This is a genomic window from Enterobacter sp. CM29 (genome assembly GCF_013179605.1).
Classification (GTDB): Bacteria; Pseudomonadota; Gammaproteobacteria; order Enterobacterales; family Enterobacteriaceae; genus Enterobacter; species Enterobacter intestinihominis.
Map to the genome: position 1 here is coordinate 1 of NZ_JABMCU010000033.1, position 15,914 is coordinate 15,914.

A 15,914-nucleotide genomic window follows, 5' to 3' on the forward strand; every position below is an offset into this window, starting at 1 on the left:
GGACAACACTATGAGCATTGATCGTACATCAGCCCTGAAGCCGGTTAGCACTGTACAACCTCGCGAAACGAATGAGGCTGCCCCGCAAAAAACGCGTCTGGAAAAAACCTCGACGGCTAACAGCACCAGCGTCACGCTGAGCGATGCGCAGTCGAAGCTGATGCAGCCAGGCAGCAGCGATATCAACATGGAACGAGTTGAAGCGCTGAAAACGGCTATCCGTAACGGCGAACTGAAAATGGATACCAGCAAAATCGCTGATGCGCTGATTCAGGACGCACAGAGTTTCCTCCAGAGTAACTAACCGTATGAGTCGACTGTCAGAAATACTGGATCAGATGACGGTGGTCCTGAACGACCTGAAAACGGTGATGGACGCAGAACAGCACCACCTCTCTTCTGGTCAAATCAACGGCAGCGCGTTGCAACGCATTACTGAAGATAAAAGCTCGCTGCTGGCGACCCTGGATTATCTGGAAAAACAGCGACGCGCTGAGCAAGACACGAAACGCAGCGCCAATGATGAGATCAACGAACGCTGGCAGACCATTACAGAAAAAACCCAGCATCTTCGCGATCTCAACCAGCATAACGGCTGGCTGCTGGAAGGTCAGATTATCCGTAATCAGCAGGCGCTTGAGGTGTTAAAGCCCTATAAAGAGCCGGGGCTGTACGGTGCGGATGGTCAAACGGCCACGGCACGTATCACGGGCGGGAAAAAGATTTCGATTTGACGCACTAGCGGCATGTCATGAAGCGGGGAGCACCTTCTGGTGACTCCCCTTTTGGCGTTTATACCGTGCGGCGGGTAAACTCTTTCACCTTGAAGCCAAGCACCGCCAGCGTGGCAAAGTACGCCACCACCCCGACCACCACCACGGCCATCAGACGCATCAGGCGGTAAGGCATGGTGCCCTGCGCCCACTCAGGCATCACGTACAGCATGCCAACCAGCGCGGCCGCCATCACTACTACCGCGATCGCCAGACGCAGCAGGAAGCTTGCCCAGCCCGGCTGCGGGGTGAAGATATCCTGCTTACGCAGCTGCCAGTACAGCAGCCCGGCGTTGAGACAGGCCGCCAGACCAATCGACAGTGACAGACCCGCGTGTTTCAGCGGACCAATAAACGCCAGGTTCATCAGCTGCGTCATGATCAGCGTCACAATGGCAATCTTAACCGGCGTTTTGATGTCCTGACGTGAATAGAAACCGGGCGCAAGCACCTTCACGACAATCAGCCCCATCAGCCCCACTGAGTAGGCTACCAGTGCGCGCTGGGTCATGGCGGCATCAAAGGCGGTGAATTTTCCATACTGGAACAACGACACCGTCAGCGGTTTCGCCAGGATCCCCAGCGCCACCGCGCTTGGCAGCGCCAGCAGAAAACAGAGACGCAGACCCCAGTCCATCAGGCGGCAGTATTCATCGTGGTTGCCGCTGGCGAAACTTTTCGACAGCGACGGCAACAGAATAGTCCCCAGCGCCACGCCCAGCACCCCGGATGGAAACTCCATCAGCCGGTCGGCGTAGTACATCCAGGACACCGAGCCCGACACCAGGAAAGAGGCGAAGATGGTATTGATGATGAGCGAGATCTGGCTGACGGACACGCCGAGTATTGCCGGTCCCATCTGTTTGATAACGCGCATTGCGCCCGCATCTTTGAAATTAATGCGCGGCAGAACCAGCATGCCGATCTTTTTCAGGTGCGGGAGCTGGTAAGCAAGCTGTAACACCCCGCCGACGGTCACGGCCCAGGCCAGCGCCAGCACCGGTGGGTTAAAATGCGGCGCGGCGAACAGCGCAAAGCCAATCATGCTGACGTTGAGGAACGTGGGGGCAAAGGCCGGCACGGAGAAGCGGTTCCAGGTATTCAGGATGGCACCCACCAGCGACGCCAGCGAAATCAGCAGAATATAGGGGAAGGTTATCCGCAGCAGTTGCGTCGTCAGGGCAAATTTATCCGCCGTGTCGGCAAAGCCCGGCGCCGTTACCATGATTACCCAGGGCGCTGCCAGCATCCCCAGTACGGTCACGATCGCCAGCGCCAGCGTCAGTAAACCGGAAACGTACGCCACAAAGACGCGGGTGGCATCTTCGCCCTGCTTGCTTTTATATTCCGCGAGGATCGGGACAAATGCCTGTGAGAAAGCCCCTTCGGCAAAAATACGGCGCAGCAGGTTCGGCAGCTTGAACGCAACGAAAAAGGCGTCAGTCGCCATCCCTGCGCCAAAAACCCTTGCCACAATGGCATCGCGAGCAAAGCCAAGCACGCGGGAAAACATGGTCATCGAGCTGACGGCCGCCAGCGATTTTAATAAGTTCATTAACGTGAAGTTCCACAACCCTACGGATTTCCAGGACGGATAAGCGAAAGCGCCACCCGGCAAAGCCAACAAGCGGCGCTTAGTCTAACCGGATTTCAACGAATTACTATCGGCAGATGTTACAGCGAGTTATTCCGACATCGCTTCGCGCCAGAGTCGTTCCACGATGCGCTGCGCCAGAATGGCCTGCTCCCCGGACGTTTCAGGAACCGTCTGATTCTGCACGCAGGTAATGAAGTGACGCGCGCAGCCCACAAAGCCACGCTGCTCCAGGGTGCTCTGCCAGCCGGGAACGGGTAACGCGAGCACGCCATTGCCCTTCTCTTCCCGCCACTCTCGCATATCGGTGACGTCATACAGCGCGCCATCCGTAACGGCCTGCACGGACTCGCGCTGGCTGCCCGCCCGACGATGCATGCTGGTCGTCACCTGTAAATGCTCAACGGCAAAATGATGTTCGGCGTAAACCATTTCACCCTGCTCGTTGGTCAGCAGCGTGCCGCTTTGCAGCTGGGCTTTTCCGTTACTCAGCCAAAGGGCCGTATCCACGACGTGGAGATAATCATCCAGCAGCGTGAACCGCAGATCGTTCGGCCCCACGCTGTCGGTACGGTGCTTATCCATACGCAGAGAGGCAAACGAGCCGGACTGCGCTTTAAGCTTCTGATAGAGCGGCGCAAAACGGCGGTTGAAGCCGACCATCAGCGTCAGCTTTTTACGCGCGGCCAGCTCAATCAGTCGTTCAGCATCCTGCACATTTTCCGCCAGAGGCTTATCAACGCAGACGTGAACGCCTGCGTTCAGCAACTCGCTCACCACCTGGAAGTGCGTCGCGGTTGAGGTATGCACAAATACCGCATCACATTCACGGGCTAAATCCTGGAGTGAGCCAGCATAAGGGATGCGCCAGGTTTTGCAGATGCGCTCTGCTTTCTCGCGGGTGGGCGACCACGCCCCTTGCAGCGTCCAGTCTGACGCGGCGCCTAAAACGGGCAGCCATGCTTTTTGCGCAATCCCGCCCAGCCCCACCACTCCAATGCGTAATGTAGTCACGGTTAATCTCCCAGGTGTGCGAGTAAAGCGTCCAGACGCTGCTTCAGCCCGGCAACCTCGTCTTCCAGGGCTGCCACGCGCGCGGTCAGGCTGTCGTTTGATGCTGGCGTGTCGGATTCGACGGCCAGCGTAGAGGACTCCACGTCGCCGCTAAACAGGTGCATGTAGCGGCTTTCACGCTTGCCCGGCTCGCGGGCCAGACGCACCACGTAAGGACCGTCCTCGCGTGAGGCTAATCCATCCAGCGTCTGTTCAACGTCCTGCATATCCTGAAACTCATGCATGCGGGAGGCGCGTGTGCGCAGTTCACCCGGCGTCTGCGCCCCGCGCAGCAGCAGCGTGGTGATAACCGCCACTTCTGCGGCGCTGAGTTTTAAATCGCCAAATTCGGAATTACAAAAGCGCTGTTCATATTTAGTGACGCGATTACCGAAGCCGCTGACGGTGCGCAGGTAGTGGCGCTTCACCAGCTCATCAAGGATATCCTGCACCTCGTGCTCGCCAAGGTTCATCACTGGCTCACGGTTCGTCTTTTGGTTGCAGGCCATCGTGACGGCATTCGCGGAAAGAGGATACTGTTCCGGCGTCGTAACCTGCTTTTCCAGCAGGCAGCCAATCACGCGCGCTTCGGCGCCATTTAATTGATATTTCATCTTTTCTCCTTAACGACCCGCGGTCCACTCCTTCGTGGTGAGCGCGGTGAGGACATGGTCCCGCCACTCGCCGTCAATCAGCAGATAATCTTTGGCATAGCCCTCTTTCTCAAACCCCAGGCGGGCCAGCAGATCGCCGCTGCGCTTATTGTGCGGCATGTAGTTCGCCATAATGCGATGGATATGTTGCGTGCGCTGCATGTAGCGAATCGCCGCCGTCAGCGCCTCAAACATGAGCCCCTGCCCCTGCCATTTCTGGCCGATGGAATACCCGAGATAGCAGGCGTGAAACGACCCGCGTACTACGTTTGAAAAATTGGCAATGCCAACGATCTCTTTCTCTTCCGGATCGAGAAGCGCGAAATAAAACGCACTTCCCTGTTTGTGAAATTCCGCAATCATACTGAGGCGCGCCTGCCAGCCAGAGGGGTAGCAATGGCTCTCGTCCCGAACGGGTTCCCAGGGTTTTAAAAACTGGCGATTCTCGGCGTAATAATCCGCCAGACGCCAGGCATCACGCTCATGCACCAGACGAACGACCAGCCTGTCCGTCGTCAGACGCACTTTTGGCACATTACTGCGATAGCCAAACATCGATACCACTCCTTCCCGTCGCTTCTGCTCTGCCTGTTAGCTTTACTATACCTGCGCCTGTGCCTTCTGTGAAAACAGTGACATACCATTTTTATCGCTTTTCACATTTTTCGATGAGAACTCTCTATCAAAGCACCTTTTTGATAAAAAAATATTGTCGCCAGCAGGTATGTGAAAAAGCGCGGCGACACCGCAGAATATTAGCGTGCTCACCTTTTATTTTCCCTGGAGGGAAAATGTCCCGCGTAACACAGGCCAGGAGCCTGGGTAAATATTTCCTGCTCGTCGATAACATGCTGGTCGTGCTCGGCTTTTTTGTCGTTTTTCCACTTATATCGATTCGTTTTGTCGATCAAATGGGCTGGGCGGCGCTAATGGTCGGGATCGCGCTGGGCTTACGCCAGTTTGTACAACAGGGTCTTGGCGTGTTTGGCGGGGCAATAGCCGACCGCTTCGGTGCGAAACCGATGATCGTCACCGGCATGCTGTTACGTGCGGCGGGATTCGCCACGATGGCAATCGCTCATGACCCCTGGCTGCTGTGGTTCTCCTGTTTCCTTTCCGGGATTGGCGGCACCCTTTTCGACCCACCGCGTACCGCGCTGGTGGTTAAGCTTATCCGTCCGCAACACCGGGGTCGTTTCTTCTCAATTTTGATGATGCAGGACAGCGCTGGCGCGGTAGTGGGCGCCCTGCTGGGAAGCTGGCTGCTGCAATACGATTTCCGCCTGGTCTGCGCCACCGGCGCGGTGCTGTTTATTCTCTGCGCGCTGTTTAACGGTCTGTTTCTGCCTGCATGGAAGCTGTCGACGGTAAAAGCGCCGGTGCGGGAAGGGCTTGACCGCGTGCTGAGCGATAAACGCTTCGTCACCTATGTTTTAACGTTGACCGGCTACTACATGCTCGCCGTGCAGGTCATGCTGATGCTGCCGATTATGGTTAACGATATTGCCGGCACGCCGGCGGCGGTAAAATGGATGTATGCCATTGAGGCCTGCCTTTCTCTGACTCTGCTCTATCCGATTGCCCGGTGGAGCGAGCGCCGTTTCCGGCTTGAGCACCGTCTGATGGCCGGGCTGTTGCTGATGACGCTCAGCATGATGCCCATCGGCCTGGTGAGCTCACTCCAGCAGCTGTTTATGCTGATTTGCACCTTCTATATTGGCTCAATCATTGCCGAGCCGGCCCGTGAAACCCTGAGCGCGTCACTTGCCGACGCCCGGGCCCGTGGCAGCTACATGGGCTTCAGCCGTCTCGGACTGGCGCTTGGCGGCGCGCTGGGTTACACCGGTGGCGGCTGGCTGTTTGATGCCGGAAAAGCGCTCCATCAGCCGGAGCTGCCGTGGGTCATGCTCGGTATGGTCGGCTTTATGACGCTGATTGCCCTCTGGTGGCAGTTCAGTGATAAACGCAGCACCCGCGGGATGCTGGAGCCTGGCGCCTGACCTTCTGGGGGAGGATATTTACCTCCCTGCACTATCAGTTTTTTCTGCTGGTTTCTCCAGGATCACCCTGACATACTGGCGTATCAGGACAGATGCGCCGATTTTATGTTGAGGAACACCATGAAAAAGATCGTTATTGCCGCTGCGTTAATTGTCAGTGGGCTGCTGGTGGGATGTAACCAGCTTACGCAGTACACCGTCAGTGAGCAGGAAATTAATCAGGCGCTGGAAAAACATAATAACTTTTCAAAAGATATCGGCGTGCCCGGCCTTGCGGATGCACATATCGTCCTGACGAATCTCGCCAGCCAGATTGGGCGCGAGGAGCCTAACAAAGTCACCCTGTCCGGCGATGCCAGCCTCGACATGACCTCGCTCTTCGGCAATCAGAAAGCGGATATCAAACTGAAGCTCAAGGCGCTGCCGGTCTTTAATAAAGAGAAAGGGGCAATTTTCCTGCAAGAGATGGAAATCGTCGATGCGGTCGTCACGCCGGATAAAATGAAACCGGTGCTGCAAACGCTGATGCCTTATCTCAACCAGTCGTTACAGAACTATTTTAACCAGCAGCCCGCCTACGTTCTGAGCGAAGACAAGAGTAAGGGCGAATCTCTGGCGAAAAAATATGCCAAAGGGATAGAGGTGAAACCGGGTGAAATCATCATTCCTTTCACCGACTAAATACTCCGGGCGCTCAGGCGCCCGTTTTTTTTAACGGAATAGTGTGCAAACGAAAACGTTTCCGCTTATGATTTGTGTCCGGCAAAAACAGCCATCTTATGACTGATCCCTTTCAAGCCGGAGCTTCCATGACTGTACAATCCCAGGTTCTCAAAATCCGCCGCCCAGACGACTGGCATATCCATCTTCGTGATGGCGACATGCTGAAAACCGTCGTGCCGTATACCAGCGAAATTTATGGCCGTGCGATTGTTATGCCTAACCTGGTTCCGCCAGTCACCACCGTCGAGGCCGCGATCGCCTATCGCCAGCGTATCCTTGACGCCGTTCCGGCCGGGCACGATTTTACTCCGTTGATGACCTGCTACCTGACGGACTCGCTGGATCCCAATGAGGTTGAGCGCGGATTTAACGAAGGTGTGTTCACCGCCGCGAAGCTCTACCCGGCAAACGCCACCACCAACTCCAGCCATGGGGTGACGAGCATCGACGCCATCATGCCCGTTCTGGAGCGAATGCAAAAACTGGGAATGCCACTGCTGGTGCACGGGGAAGTGACCCACGCTGACATTGATATTTTCGATCGCGAAGCGCGTTTTATCGAAACGGTCATGGAGCCGCTGCGCCAGCGTCTTCCTGGGCTGAAGGTAGTGTTTGAACACATTACGACCAAAGATGCCGCAGAGTATGTCCGGGATGGAAACGAATTGATTGCCGCCACCATCACCCCGCAGCACCTGATGTTTAACCGTAACCACATGCTGGTGGGTGGCGTTCGCCCACATCTGTATTGTCTGCCGATCCTCAAGCGCAATATCCACCAGCAGGCGCTACGTGAGCTGGTCGCCAGCGGCTTCCCGCGCGCGTTCCTCGGCACGGATTCCGCCCCGCATGCCCGTCACCGAAAAGAGGCGAGCTGCGGCTGTGCAGGCTGCTTTAACGCCCCGACCGCCCTGGCAAGTTACGCAACCGTCTTTGACGAGATGAATGCGTTAGGCCATTTCGAAGCCTTCTGCTCCCTTAACGGCCCGCGTTTCTACGGTCTGCCGGTTAATGACACGTTCATTGAGCTGGAGCGCAAAGAAAGCCAGGTTGAAGCGTCGATTGCGCTCACCGACGATACGCTGATCCCCTTCCTGGCCGGTGAAACCGTAAGCTGGACGGTAAAAAGCTAAAAAATTGTCATCCCCCTGTTGTCAAACCGCCAATATAACTGTATAAATAAACAGTATATTACACAGGGGGCATTTATGCGTATTGAAGTCACCATTGCCAAAACCACCGTCCTGCCTGCTGGCGCACTCGACGCTCTGGCGGGTGAGCTATCCCGACGTATTAACAGCACTTTTCCTGAAAACGATGGCGCCATAACGGTACGTTATGCGACAGCAAACCATCTTTCCGTCATTGGCGGCGCGAAAGAAGACAAAGACCGCATCAGCGAAATTTTGCAGGAAACATGGGAAAGCGCCGACGACTGGTTCATCACAGATTAAAATTTGCTCCCTCATTGTGTTTTTTTGCCGGGTCGCCCCGGCTTTTTTTCGTTTCGTCTCCTGAAAGTTCAAAATATTTCAGTATCTTCTTAGAAAATCGTGAACAAGATGACGTTTTATTGTTCGAACAATCCTAAAAAGCAGAAAAATGTGTTGCTACCCGTTTATTTTTTCCTGCGGAACCCTTATTAATTGATATACTGAAAAAGCTTTCAGAAAAACATGCATTGAACCTCAAAGTCGTTGTCTTCTAACACGCATTAAGGGGGTTATAATGGAAAAGAATAATGAAGTCATCCAGACCCATCCACTCGTTGGCTGGGATATCAGCACCGTAGACAGCTACGATGCGCTGATGCTGCGTTTGCACTACCAGACCCCGAATCAGCTAAACCGTGACGAAGCGGAAGTTGGACAGACGCTGTGGCTTACAACAGACGTCGCCCGTCAGTTTATTTCTATTTTGGAAGCAGGCATCGCAAAAATAGAATCTGGCGACTACCAGGAAAATGAGTATAAACGGCATTGACCTTATGCCCCTTTTCACTCAACAGGCACCCTCGCGGTGCCTTATTTATTTCGCTCTTGTATAAGCCCACATAGTTAATTACTCTGCTAACAAAGCGTTAGTAAAGAGAAGCCTATGAAATACGATTTGATCATTATCGGAAGCGGCTCCGTTGGATCTGCAGCCGGTTATTACGCTACGCAGGCGGGTCTGAATGTGCTGATGATTGACGCCCACCTTCCCCCTCATTCTGAAGGAAGCCATCACGGCGATACCCGTCTTATCCGTCACGCTTACGGCGAAGGTGAGCGCTATGTACCGCTGGTGCTTCGGGCTCAGACGCTGTGGGATGAGCTGGCCGCAGTCACCGAAGAACGCATTTTTGAGCGCACCGGGGTTATTAATCTGGGGCCCGCCAACTCCACGTTTCTGGCGACGGTCGAGGAGAGCGCGAAAGCCTACCGTCTGGACGTTGAGCGTCTGGATGCGAACGACTTAATGGCGCGCTGGCCGGAAATTTCTGTCCCTGAAGACTACATTGGATTGTTTGAAGCCAATTCCGGGGTACTGCACAGCGAAACGGCCATTAAGACCTGGATTGATCTCGCCGCCAAAGCGGGCTGCGCACAGTTGTTTAACTGTCCGGTCACGGGTATCACCCACCATGCCGGGGGTTCAACCGTCACCACGTCTGAAGGTGAATATACCGCCACGCGCCTGCTGGTGAGTGCGGGAACGTGGGTGACGAAACTGCTGCCGGATCTGCCCATCCAGCCGGTACGCAAAGTCTTCTCCTGGTTCCAGTCTGACGGGCGTTACAGCAGCCAGAACAAATTCCCGGCGTTCACGGGCGAGTTACCTAATGGCGACCAGTACTACGGTTTCCCCTCGGAAAAAGACGCGCTCAAGATTGGCAAACATAACGGCGGACAGGTAATTTCCTCTGCGGAAGAACGCAAGCCGTACGGAGCCTATCCGCAGGATGGTTCCGAAGCCTTCACGTTCCTGCGTAATATTCTGCCGGGCGTAGGCGGGTTGCTTTATGGCGCAGCGTGCACCTACGACAATACGCCAGATGAAGACTTCATCATCGACACCTTGCCTGGGCACGACAACACCCTGATCGTAACCGGGCTCAGCGGTCACGGGTTTAAATTTGCCTCTGTGTTAGGTGAAATCGCCGCCCAGTTTGCTCAGGGGATTGCGCCTTCGTTTGATCTCAAACCCTTCGCGCTCTCGCGCTTTAGCCGATAATACCGCTACAGGCTCCGAATAACCGGAGCCTGGTTTGCGAGAGGATCATGATGCGCAGACTGGTGAATTACCTTATCAATAACATCCGCGAGCATTTCATGCTCTACATTGTCCTTTGGTCGCTGCTGGCGATTGTTGACGTCATCTTTATTGTATTCTTCTGAAAACCATCACTGACGTTTATTGACACTCCTTTAAACTTATTTAACTTATAGTTTTTATAAAAAGTCATCTCAAATTTATTGAACGAAGCGATTGAAATACATTGCGGAAACATATTCAAATTCGCTGAAATAAAATAACTAAATAACATTATTCCTTTTTTTCAGTTGCATTATTTAATTAATCCGGCCATTTTTATTGCTCAGTCATTTGAGAACGGAAATTCATATGCAATGGCGTAACTCCTCCAGCCGCTACGGAATAATATCCATGTGTTTACACTGGCTATTTGCACTTGCTGTCTATGCCATGTTTGGTCTCGGCCTCTGGATGGTGACATTAAGCTATTATGACGGTTGGTATCATCAGGCCCCCGAATTGCACAAAAGCATTGGGGTTCTGCTGATGATGGGTCTGGTTTTTCGCGTGATCTGGCGACATCTCTCTCCGCCCCCTCCAGCCCCCAAAAGCCATGGCCGTCTTACCCGCATAAGCGCTGTTGGCGCACATATCGCACTCTATGCCCTGCTGTTCGCCATTCTGATCAGCGGTTATCTCATTTCGACCGCAGACGGCAAACCGATCAGCGTGTTTGGGCTCTTTGACGTCCCTGCCACGCTGGCTGACGCCGGTTCACAGGCTGACACCGCAGGTGTGGTTCATCTGTGGCTGGCATGGAGCGTGGTGATCCTGTCTGTTCTGCATGGCCTTGCGGCCCTGAAACACCACTTTATTGATAAAGACGATACGCTGAAGCGCATGCTTGGCCGTTCGTCAGTTGACTCTGGAGCATAAAATGAAAAAACGCCTGTTGGGTATCGCATTAGGTTCGCTGTTATTTACCACCGGTTCGGCCATTGCCGCCGACTATAAAATTGATAAAGAAGGCCAGCATGCCTTCGTCAATTTCCGTATTCAGCATCTGGGTTACAGCTGGTTATATGGTACGTTCAATGATTTCGATGGCACATTTAGTTTCGACGAGAAAAACCCTGCTGCCGATAAAGTAAACGTCACCATTAATACTAACAGCGTCGACACTAATCACGCCGAGCGTGATAAACATCTGCGCAGCGCTGAATTCCTGAACGTAGGCAAATTCCCGCAAGCTACTTTCGCGTCGACAGAAGTGAAGAAAGACGGTGATAAGCTCGCTATTACCGGTAATCTTACGCTGAACGGCGTAACAAAACCGGTAACACTGGATGCGAAATTAATCGGCCAGGGCGACGATCCGTGGGGCGGAAAACGTGCTGGCTTTGAAGCCGCCGGCAAAATTCATCTGAAAGATTTTAATATCACCACAGATTTAGGACCGGCATCGCAGGATGTAGAGCTGATTATTTCGGTGGAAGGCGTTCAGCAGAAGTCATAAAACAGGCCCGGCAGGCTTTTACGCCGCCGGGCAATGTTTTACTCCGGGTCCGGAATACCCAGTTTGGTATTCAGTCGGCCCCGGGATTTATTAAAGATCTTATTCCCGTTCTCGCGCCCGGCACGGCGACGACGTTGCTCTTCTTCAGGCAGGATACTCTCTTCACTGCACAGCTCGCTACAGCAGCCATTAAACTTCTCGGCACATGCAGGACACTGAATAAACAGAAGATGACAACCGTCGTTTTTGCAGTTGGTATGCGTGTCGCACGGCGTACCGCACTGGTGACAGTGAGCGATTACGTCCTCTGAAATTCGCTCGCCCATACGCTCATCAAACACAAAGTTTTTACCGATAAAACGCACCGGTAACCCCTGCTCGCGGGCGCGGCGGGCATATTCAATGATCCCACCCTCAATATGCCAGACTTTATTAAAACCGTTGTGTTTCATCCAGGCACTGGCTTTTTCGCAGCGGATCCCCCCGGTGCAATACATAACGATCTTTTTGTCTTTATGCTCCTGCATCATCTCAACCGCTTTCGGCAGCTGTTCGCGGAAAGTGTCGGCAGGAATTTCCATCGCATTCTCGAAGTGGCCCACTTCATATTCGTAGTGGTTACGCATATCGATGAACACTGCATCCGGATCGTCGAGCATCGCGTTCACTTCAGCGGCCTTTAGGTACTCCCCCACATTCGCGGCATTGAAGCTCGGATCGTCGATGCCATCCGCCACAATACGCTCACGCACCTTCATGCGCAGCACCCAGAACGATTTGCCGTCATCATCCAGCGCAATGTTCAGGCGTAAGCCGTTAAGCGCCGGATCAAAACCATAAAGGAGATCGCGGAAGGCGCTGACTTTGCTTTCCGGCACGCTGATCTGCGCGTTAATACCCTCACGCGCCAGATAGACGCGACCAAACACGTTCAGGGCGGTGAAAGCCTGGTAAAGCGCATCGCGGGTCGCCTGTGGATCGTTGATGGTAAAATATTTATAGAAAGAGATCGTTGTGCGCGGTTCGGTTTCGGCCAACATACGCGCTTTCAACATCTCATTCGAAACACGGTTGTGTAACACTGGCATGGTGTACAAGTCCTGCAATCGTTGAGAAATAAAAATCGGTCGGCATGATATAGCAAACAAAGACAATTTACATCCACACAATTTACGCTACATTTCAGTCAACCTGATTAATCAGACTTAACACTTGCATATTCTTTCATGTTTCGATGACAGACATTTTGGCTATGCCTCAAAAAATGAGACAATAGCCCTTCAGGACGTTAGAACACAGGACAGACATGACCCAGTTACCGAAATTTACTGCCGCGCTTTTACACCCACGCTATTGGTTAACATGGTCAGGCATTGGCTTGTTGTGGCTAATTGTACAGCTGCCTTATCCCGTAATTTTCCGCATGGGTAAAGGACTGGGCCGCATTGCTCAACAATTTATGAAGCGTCGCGCCAGGATCGCGTATCGAAATCTTGAGCTTTGCTTTCCTCAGATGAGCGAATCTGAGCGTCACGACATGGTGGTTAAAAACTTCGAATCTGTCGGCATGGGACTGATGGAGACCGGTATGGCCTGGTTCTGGTCGGATAAGCGCATGGCGCGCTGGACGGAAGTGGCCGGAACCGGCATGGATCCGGTGCATAATCTCCAGGCCAACCAGACTGGCGTCCTGCTGATTGGCGTTCATTTCCTGACGCTCGAAATTGGCGCACGCATGTTCGGCATGCAGGCGCCGGGTATTGGCGTTTATCGTCCCAACGATAATCCGGTGATCGATTTGATCCAGACCAACGGACGCATGCGCTCCAACAAAAGCATGATCGACCGCAAAGACCTTAAAGGGATGATCCGCGCCCTCAAATCAGGTGAAGTGGTCTGGTATGCCCCGGATCATGACTACGGCCCGCAATCCAGCGTGTTTGTCCCGTTCTTTGCGGTGGAAGAGGCCGCGACGACCACCGGGACCTGGATGCTGGCGCGGATGTCCAAAGCCGCTATCGTGCCGTTTGTGCCGCGCCGTAAGCCGGACGGTTCAGGCTATCAGCTCATCATGCTGGAGCCGGAACTCGCTCCGCCGCTCGACGACGCGGAAACTACCGCGCGCTGGATGAACGGCATTGTGGAGAAATGCATTATGCTCGCTCCCGAGCAGTACATGTGGCTGCATCGCCGCTTCAAAACCCGGCCTCAGGGCGTCCCTTCTCGTTATTAATCTGCATGCGGTCTTCCGGGCCGCAAGCTGTTTTAGCTTTAAAAGCTCCCCGTCATTGCGGCAATCATACCCCAGGCGCATAATTAGCAGGCTTATTACCTCACTGGTCACGGTGCCCTGCACCTCATTATGCGGATAGTTATGTCCTCCACAGATGCTCCCATAAACTGGAAACGCAACCTGACGGTTGCATGGCTGGGTTGTTTTCTTACTGGCGCCGCCTTTAGCCTGGTAATGCCCTTCCTGCCCCTCTACGTTGAACAGCTCGGCGTCACCGGCCATAGCGCACTGAATATGTGGTCCGGCCTGGTGTTCAGCATTACGTTCCTGTTCTCCGCCATTGCGTCGCCTTTCTGGGGTGGGCTTGCGGATCGCAAAGGCCGCAAAATTATGCTGCTGCGCTCCGCGCTCGGCATGGCGATCATAATGCTGTTGATGGGGGTGGCGCAAAATGTCTGGCAGTTCCTGATATTACGCGCGCTCCTGGGTCTGCTCGGGGGATTTATCCCCAATGCCAACGCCCTGATCGCAACCCAAATCCCACGCCATAAAAGCGGCTGGGCATTGGGTACGCTCTCCACTGGCGGCGTAAGCGGCGCACTGCTGGGTCCGCTGGCGGGCGGGCTGCTGGCCGACCACTACGGACTGCGGCCGGTATTCTTCATTACCGCCAGCGTGCTGTTTCTCTGCTTCCTCGTGACGCTTATCTGCATCCGCGAGAATTTCACGCCGGTAGCCAAAAAAGAGATGCTGCACGCCCGAGATGTGCTGGCCTCGCTGAAAAACCCAAAGCTGGTGCTGAGCCTGTTTGTGACCACCATGATTATTCAGGTGGCCACCGGTTCAATCGCGCCTATTCTGACGCTCTATGTCCGCGATCTGGCGGGAAACGTCAGCAATATCGCCTTTATCAGCGGCGTGATCGCCTCTGTTCCCGGCGTGGCCGCGTTGCTGAGCGCGCCGCGGCTCGGTAGGCTGGGCGATCGCATTGGCCCGGAAAAAATCCTGATCTGCGCCCTGATCGTCTCCGTTCTGCTGCTGATCCCCATGTCGATGGTGAACTCACCGTGGCAGCTCGGCGTGTTGCGCTTTCTGCTGGGCGCAGCGGACGGCGCGTTGCTTCCGGCGGTGCAGACGCTGCTGGTCTATAACTCCACCAACCAGATTGCCGGACGTATTTTCAGCTACAACCAGTCGTTTCGCGATCTGGGTAACGTCACCGGGCCGCTGGTCGGCGCGGGGGTTTCGGCCAGTTTCGGTTTCCGGGCGGTCTTTATCGTGACGGCAGGCGTCGTGCTGTTCAACGCTGTTTATTCCTGGCTCAGCTTATCCCGGGCGCTACGCCCGGCGCGCATAACACAACATCGTGACGGCTAATTTACGCATTCATACTTGCACAATCATATAATCAGCTATTCTTTCCCTGAATACCTTCACGAAAAACAGGGAGACACCAATGACCATGTACGCCACGCTGGAAGAAGCAATTGATGCCGCTCGCGAAGAATTCCTCGCCGATAATCCCGGCATTGAGGAAGAAGATGCTGACGTGCAACAACTCAATATCCAAAAATACGTCCTTCAGGACGGCGATATTATGTGGCAGGCCGAATTCTTTGCTGATGAAGGTGAAGACGGAGAATGTCTGCCGATATTGAGTGGTGAAGGTGCGCAGGCGGTATTCGACGGCGACTATGACGAAATTGAGTTACGTCAGGAGTGGCTGGAAGAAAATACGCTGCATGAATGGGATGAAGGTGAGTTTCAGCTCGAACCGCCGCTGGATACCGAAGAAGGTCAGGCCGCAGCGGACGAATGGGACGAGCGATAAGCTCTCGTTACTCGTAAGGGCCGTGGCTGGCATCGATGGGCAGCAGTAGCGTGTCGAAAATCAGCGAAAACGGCAGATCGAGCACGGTGAGATAGCGCCATGCGGAATCGCGGACATCCCACTGTACGCCGGGGTAGTACTGATTCCCGTGGCCCTGTCCGGGAATGGTGCGGCTGATGATGCTGCCGCAGCCGCTGAGCAGGCATGCCATCATGACAACAATGATTACTTTCATTTCTGACCTCTAAAAAAATACCGGCGATTAAGCCGGTATTTTATTTGGCGGGTGGCGCTTCGCTTA

General features: G+C 54.1%; 20 protein-coding genes. 14 read left to right on the forward strand and 6 right to left on the reverse strand.

The annotated features are described in order from the left end of the window. Positions 1-10 precede the first annotated feature (10 nt). Positions 11-304: a flagellar biosynthesis anti-sigma factor FlgM gene (flgM, locus tag HP459_RS06470; protein ID WP_003858002.1), complete on the forward strand. Its 294-nt coding sequence runs from the start codon at positions 11-13 to the stop codon at positions 302-304. 4 nt (positions 305-308) lie between these two features. After that, positions 309-734, forward strand: coding sequence for a flagella biosynthesis chaperone FlgN (flgN, locus tag HP459_RS06475; protein WP_022647721.1), 426 nt, complete (start codon positions 309-311; stop codon positions 732-734). 58 nt (positions 735-792) lie between these two features. Here flgN and murJ read toward each other — a convergent pair whose 3' ends face one another. From murJ to rimJ, 4 genes are all read right to left on the reverse strand, one after another. Continuing rightward, a complete protein-coding gene (gene murJ / locus HP459_RS06480) occupies positions 793-2,328 on the reverse strand; it encodes a murein biosynthesis integral membrane protein MurJ (RefSeq protein ID WP_017384735.1) in 1,536 nt (511 codons plus the stop codon). 129 nt (positions 2,329-2,457) lie between these two features. After that, a complete protein-coding gene (locus HP459_RS06485; protein WP_058647113.1) occupies positions 2,458-3,381 on the reverse strand; it encodes a Gfo/Idh/MocA family protein in 924 nt (307 codons plus the stop codon). 2 nt (positions 3,382-3,383) lie between these two features. Next, positions 3,384-4,034: a YceH family protein gene (locus tag HP459_RS06490; RefSeq protein ID WP_171936036.1), complete on the reverse strand. Its 651-nt coding sequence runs from the start codon at positions 4,032-4,034 to the stop codon at positions 3,384-3,386. Positions 4,035-4,043: 9 nt separating this feature from the next. Beyond that, on the reverse strand, positions 4,044-4,628 hold the full coding sequence (gene rimJ / locus HP459_RS06495; RefSeq protein WP_171936037.1) for a ribosomal protein S5-alanine N-acetyltransferase: 585 nt from the start codon (positions 4,626-4,628) through the stop codon (positions 4,044-4,046). Between the two features lie 236 nt (positions 4,629-4,864). Between rimJ and mdtH the strand changes: the two genes are divergently transcribed. The 9 genes from mdtH to HP459_RS06540 all read left to right on the forward strand — a co-directional run bounded on the left by mdtH (position 4,865) and on the right by HP459_RS06540 (position 11,549). Next, positions 4,865-6,073, forward strand: coding sequence for a multidrug efflux MFS transporter MdtH (gene mdtH, locus HP459_RS06500; RefSeq protein WP_171936038.1), 1,209 nt, complete (start codon positions 4,865-4,867; stop codon positions 6,071-6,073). A 120-nt stretch (positions 6,074-6,193) separates the two neighbouring features. Continuing rightward, the gene (locus HP459_RS06505; protein WP_023305855.1) at positions 6,194-6,754 is read left to right on the forward strand and encodes a lipoprotein; all 561 of its coding nucleotides are present in this window, start codon (positions 6,194-6,196) and stop codon (positions 6,752-6,754) included. A gap of 128 nt (positions 6,755-6,882) precedes the next feature. Beyond that, positions 6,883-7,929, forward strand: coding sequence for a dihydroorotase (gene pyrC, locus HP459_RS06510; protein ID WP_022647716.1), 1,047 nt, complete (start codon positions 6,883-6,885; stop codon positions 7,927-7,929). 75 nt (positions 7,930-8,004) lie between these two features. Further along, on the forward strand, positions 8,005-8,250 hold the full coding sequence (dinI, locus tag HP459_RS06515) for a DNA damage-inducible protein I (RefSeq protein WP_022647715.1): 246 nt from the start codon (positions 8,005-8,007) through the stop codon (positions 8,248-8,250). A 274-nt stretch (positions 8,251-8,524) separates the two neighbouring features. Further along, on the forward strand, positions 8,525-8,779 hold the full coding sequence (gene bssS, locus HP459_RS06520) for a biofilm formation regulator BssS (RefSeq protein WP_023299782.1): 255 nt from the start codon (positions 8,525-8,527) through the stop codon (positions 8,777-8,779). A 114-nt stretch (positions 8,780-8,893) separates the two neighbouring features. Next, positions 8,894-10,012 carry an N-methyl-L-tryptophan oxidase gene (gene solA / locus HP459_RS06525; RefSeq protein ID WP_154051629.1) on the forward strand — a complete coding sequence of 373 codons (1,119 nt, stop codon included), beginning with the start codon at positions 8,894-8,896 and terminating at the stop codon, positions 10,010-10,012. A gap of 50 nt (positions 10,013-10,062) precedes the next feature. Continuing rightward, a complete protein-coding gene (locus HP459_RS06530) occupies positions 10,063-10,176 on the forward strand; it encodes a YceO family protein (protein ID WP_022647713.1) in 114 nt (37 codons plus the stop codon). A 226-nt stretch (positions 10,177-10,402) separates the two neighbouring features. Then, positions 10,403-10,969: a cytochrome b gene (locus HP459_RS06535; protein WP_022647712.1), complete on the forward strand. Its 567-nt coding sequence runs from the start codon at positions 10,403-10,405 to the stop codon at positions 10,967-10,969. 1 nt (position 10,970) lies between these two features. Beyond that, positions 10,971-11,549, forward strand: a complete 579-nt coding sequence (locus tag HP459_RS06540) for a YceI family protein (RefSeq protein WP_022647711.1) — start codon at positions 10,971-10,973, stop codon at positions 11,547-11,549. 38 nt (positions 11,550-11,587) lie between these two features. Here the strand turns inward: HP459_RS06540 and HP459_RS06545 are convergent, their stop codons facing one another. Continuing rightward, complete coding sequence (locus HP459_RS06545; protein ID WP_022647710.1) at positions 11,588-12,637, reverse strand: rhodanese-related sulfurtransferase; 1,050 nt, start codon at positions 12,635-12,637, stop codon at positions 11,588-11,590. A gap of 218 nt (positions 12,638-12,855) precedes the next feature. On the opposite strand from HP459_RS06545, the gene HP459_RS06550 reads away from it, so the two are divergent. The 3 genes from HP459_RS06550 to HP459_RS06560 all read left to right on the forward strand — a co-directional run bounded on the left by HP459_RS06550 (position 12,856) and on the right by HP459_RS06560 (position 15,613). Beyond that, positions 12,856-13,782 (forward strand): Kdo(2)-lipid IV(A) acyltransferase, encoded by a 927-nt coding sequence (locus HP459_RS06550; protein WP_022647709.1) that lies wholly within the window; start codon positions 12,856-12,858, stop codon positions 13,780-13,782. A 141-nt stretch (positions 13,783-13,923) separates the two neighbouring features. Further along, positions 13,924-15,159, forward strand: coding sequence for a multidrug efflux MFS transporter MdtG (mdtG, locus tag HP459_RS06555; protein ID WP_023299778.1), 1,236 nt, complete (start codon positions 13,924-13,926; stop codon positions 15,157-15,159). 79 nt (positions 15,160-15,238) lie between these two features. Then, a complete protein-coding gene (locus HP459_RS06560) occupies positions 15,239-15,613 on the forward strand; it encodes a MysB family protein (protein WP_003858026.1) in 375 nt (124 codons plus the stop codon). A 7-nt stretch (positions 15,614-15,620) separates the two neighbouring features. Here the strand turns inward: HP459_RS06560 and HP459_RS06565 are convergent, their stop codons facing one another. Then, positions 15,621-15,848, reverse strand: coding sequence for a YceK/YidQ family lipoprotein (locus HP459_RS06565; protein WP_003858030.1), 228 nt, complete (start codon positions 15,846-15,848; stop codon positions 15,621-15,623). Positions 15,849-15,914: the final 66 nt, after the last annotated feature.

Coding starts and splice junctions, on each gene's coding strand:
- flgM (WP_003858002.1), top strand. CDS start 11: ATGAGCATTGATCGTACATCAGCCCTGAAGCCGGTTAGCACTGTACAA.
- flgN (WP_022647721.1), top strand. CDS start 309: ATGAGTCGACTGTCAGAAATACTGGATCAGATGACGGTGGTCCTGAAC.
- murJ (WP_017384735.1), bottom strand. CDS start 2,328: ATGAACTTATTAAAATCGCTGGCGGCCGTCAGCTCGATGACCATGTTT.
- HP459_RS06490 (WP_171936036.1), bottom strand. CDS start 4,034: ATGAAATATCAATTAAATGGCGCCGAAGCGCGCGTGATTGGCTGCCTG.
- rimJ (WP_171936037.1), bottom strand. CDS start 4,628: ATGTTTGGCTATCGCAGTAATGTGCCAAAAGTGCGTCTGACGACGGAC.
- mdtH (WP_171936038.1), top strand. CDS start 4,865: ATGTCCCGCGTAACACAGGCCAGGAGCCTGGGTAAATATTTCCTGCTC.
- HP459_RS06505 (WP_023305855.1), top strand. CDS start 6,194: ATGAAAAAGATCGTTATTGCCGCTGCGTTAATTGTCAGTGGGCTGCTG.
- pyrC (WP_022647716.1), top strand. CDS start 6,883: ATGACTGTACAATCCCAGGTTCTCAAAATCCGCCGCCCAGACGACTGG.
- dinI (WP_022647715.1), top strand. CDS start 8,005: ATGCGTATTGAAGTCACCATTGCCAAAACCACCGTCCTGCCTGCTGGC.
- bssS (WP_023299782.1), top strand. CDS start 8,525: ATGGAAAAGAATAATGAAGTCATCCAGACCCATCCACTCGTTGGCTGG.
- solA (WP_154051629.1), top strand. CDS start 8,894: ATGAAATACGATTTGATCATTATCGGAAGCGGCTCCGTTGGATCTGCA.
- HP459_RS06530 (WP_022647713.1), top strand. CDS start 10,063: ATGCGCAGACTGGTGAATTACCTTATCAATAACATCCGCGAGCATTTC.
- HP459_RS06535 (WP_022647712.1), top strand. CDS start 10,403: ATGCAATGGCGTAACTCCTCCAGCCGCTACGGAATAATATCCATGTGT.
- HP459_RS06540 (WP_022647711.1), top strand. CDS start 10,971: ATGAAAAAACGCCTGTTGGGTATCGCATTAGGTTCGCTGTTATTTACC.
- HP459_RS06545 (WP_022647710.1), bottom strand. CDS start 12,637: ATGCCAGTGTTACACAACCGTGTTTCGAATGAGATGTTGAAAGCGCGT.
- HP459_RS06550 (WP_022647709.1), top strand. CDS start 12,856: ATGACCCAGTTACCGAAATTTACTGCCGCGCTTTTACACCCACGCTAT.
- mdtG (WP_023299778.1), top strand. CDS start 13,924: ATGTCCTCCACAGATGCTCCCATAAACTGGAAACGCAACCTGACGGTT.
- HP459_RS06560 (WP_003858026.1), top strand. CDS start 15,239: ATGACCATGTACGCCACGCTGGAAGAAGCAATTGATGCCGCTCGCGAA.
- HP459_RS06565 (WP_003858030.1), bottom strand. CDS start 15,848: ATGAAAGTAATCATTGTTGTCATGATGGCATGCCTGCTCAGCGGCTGC.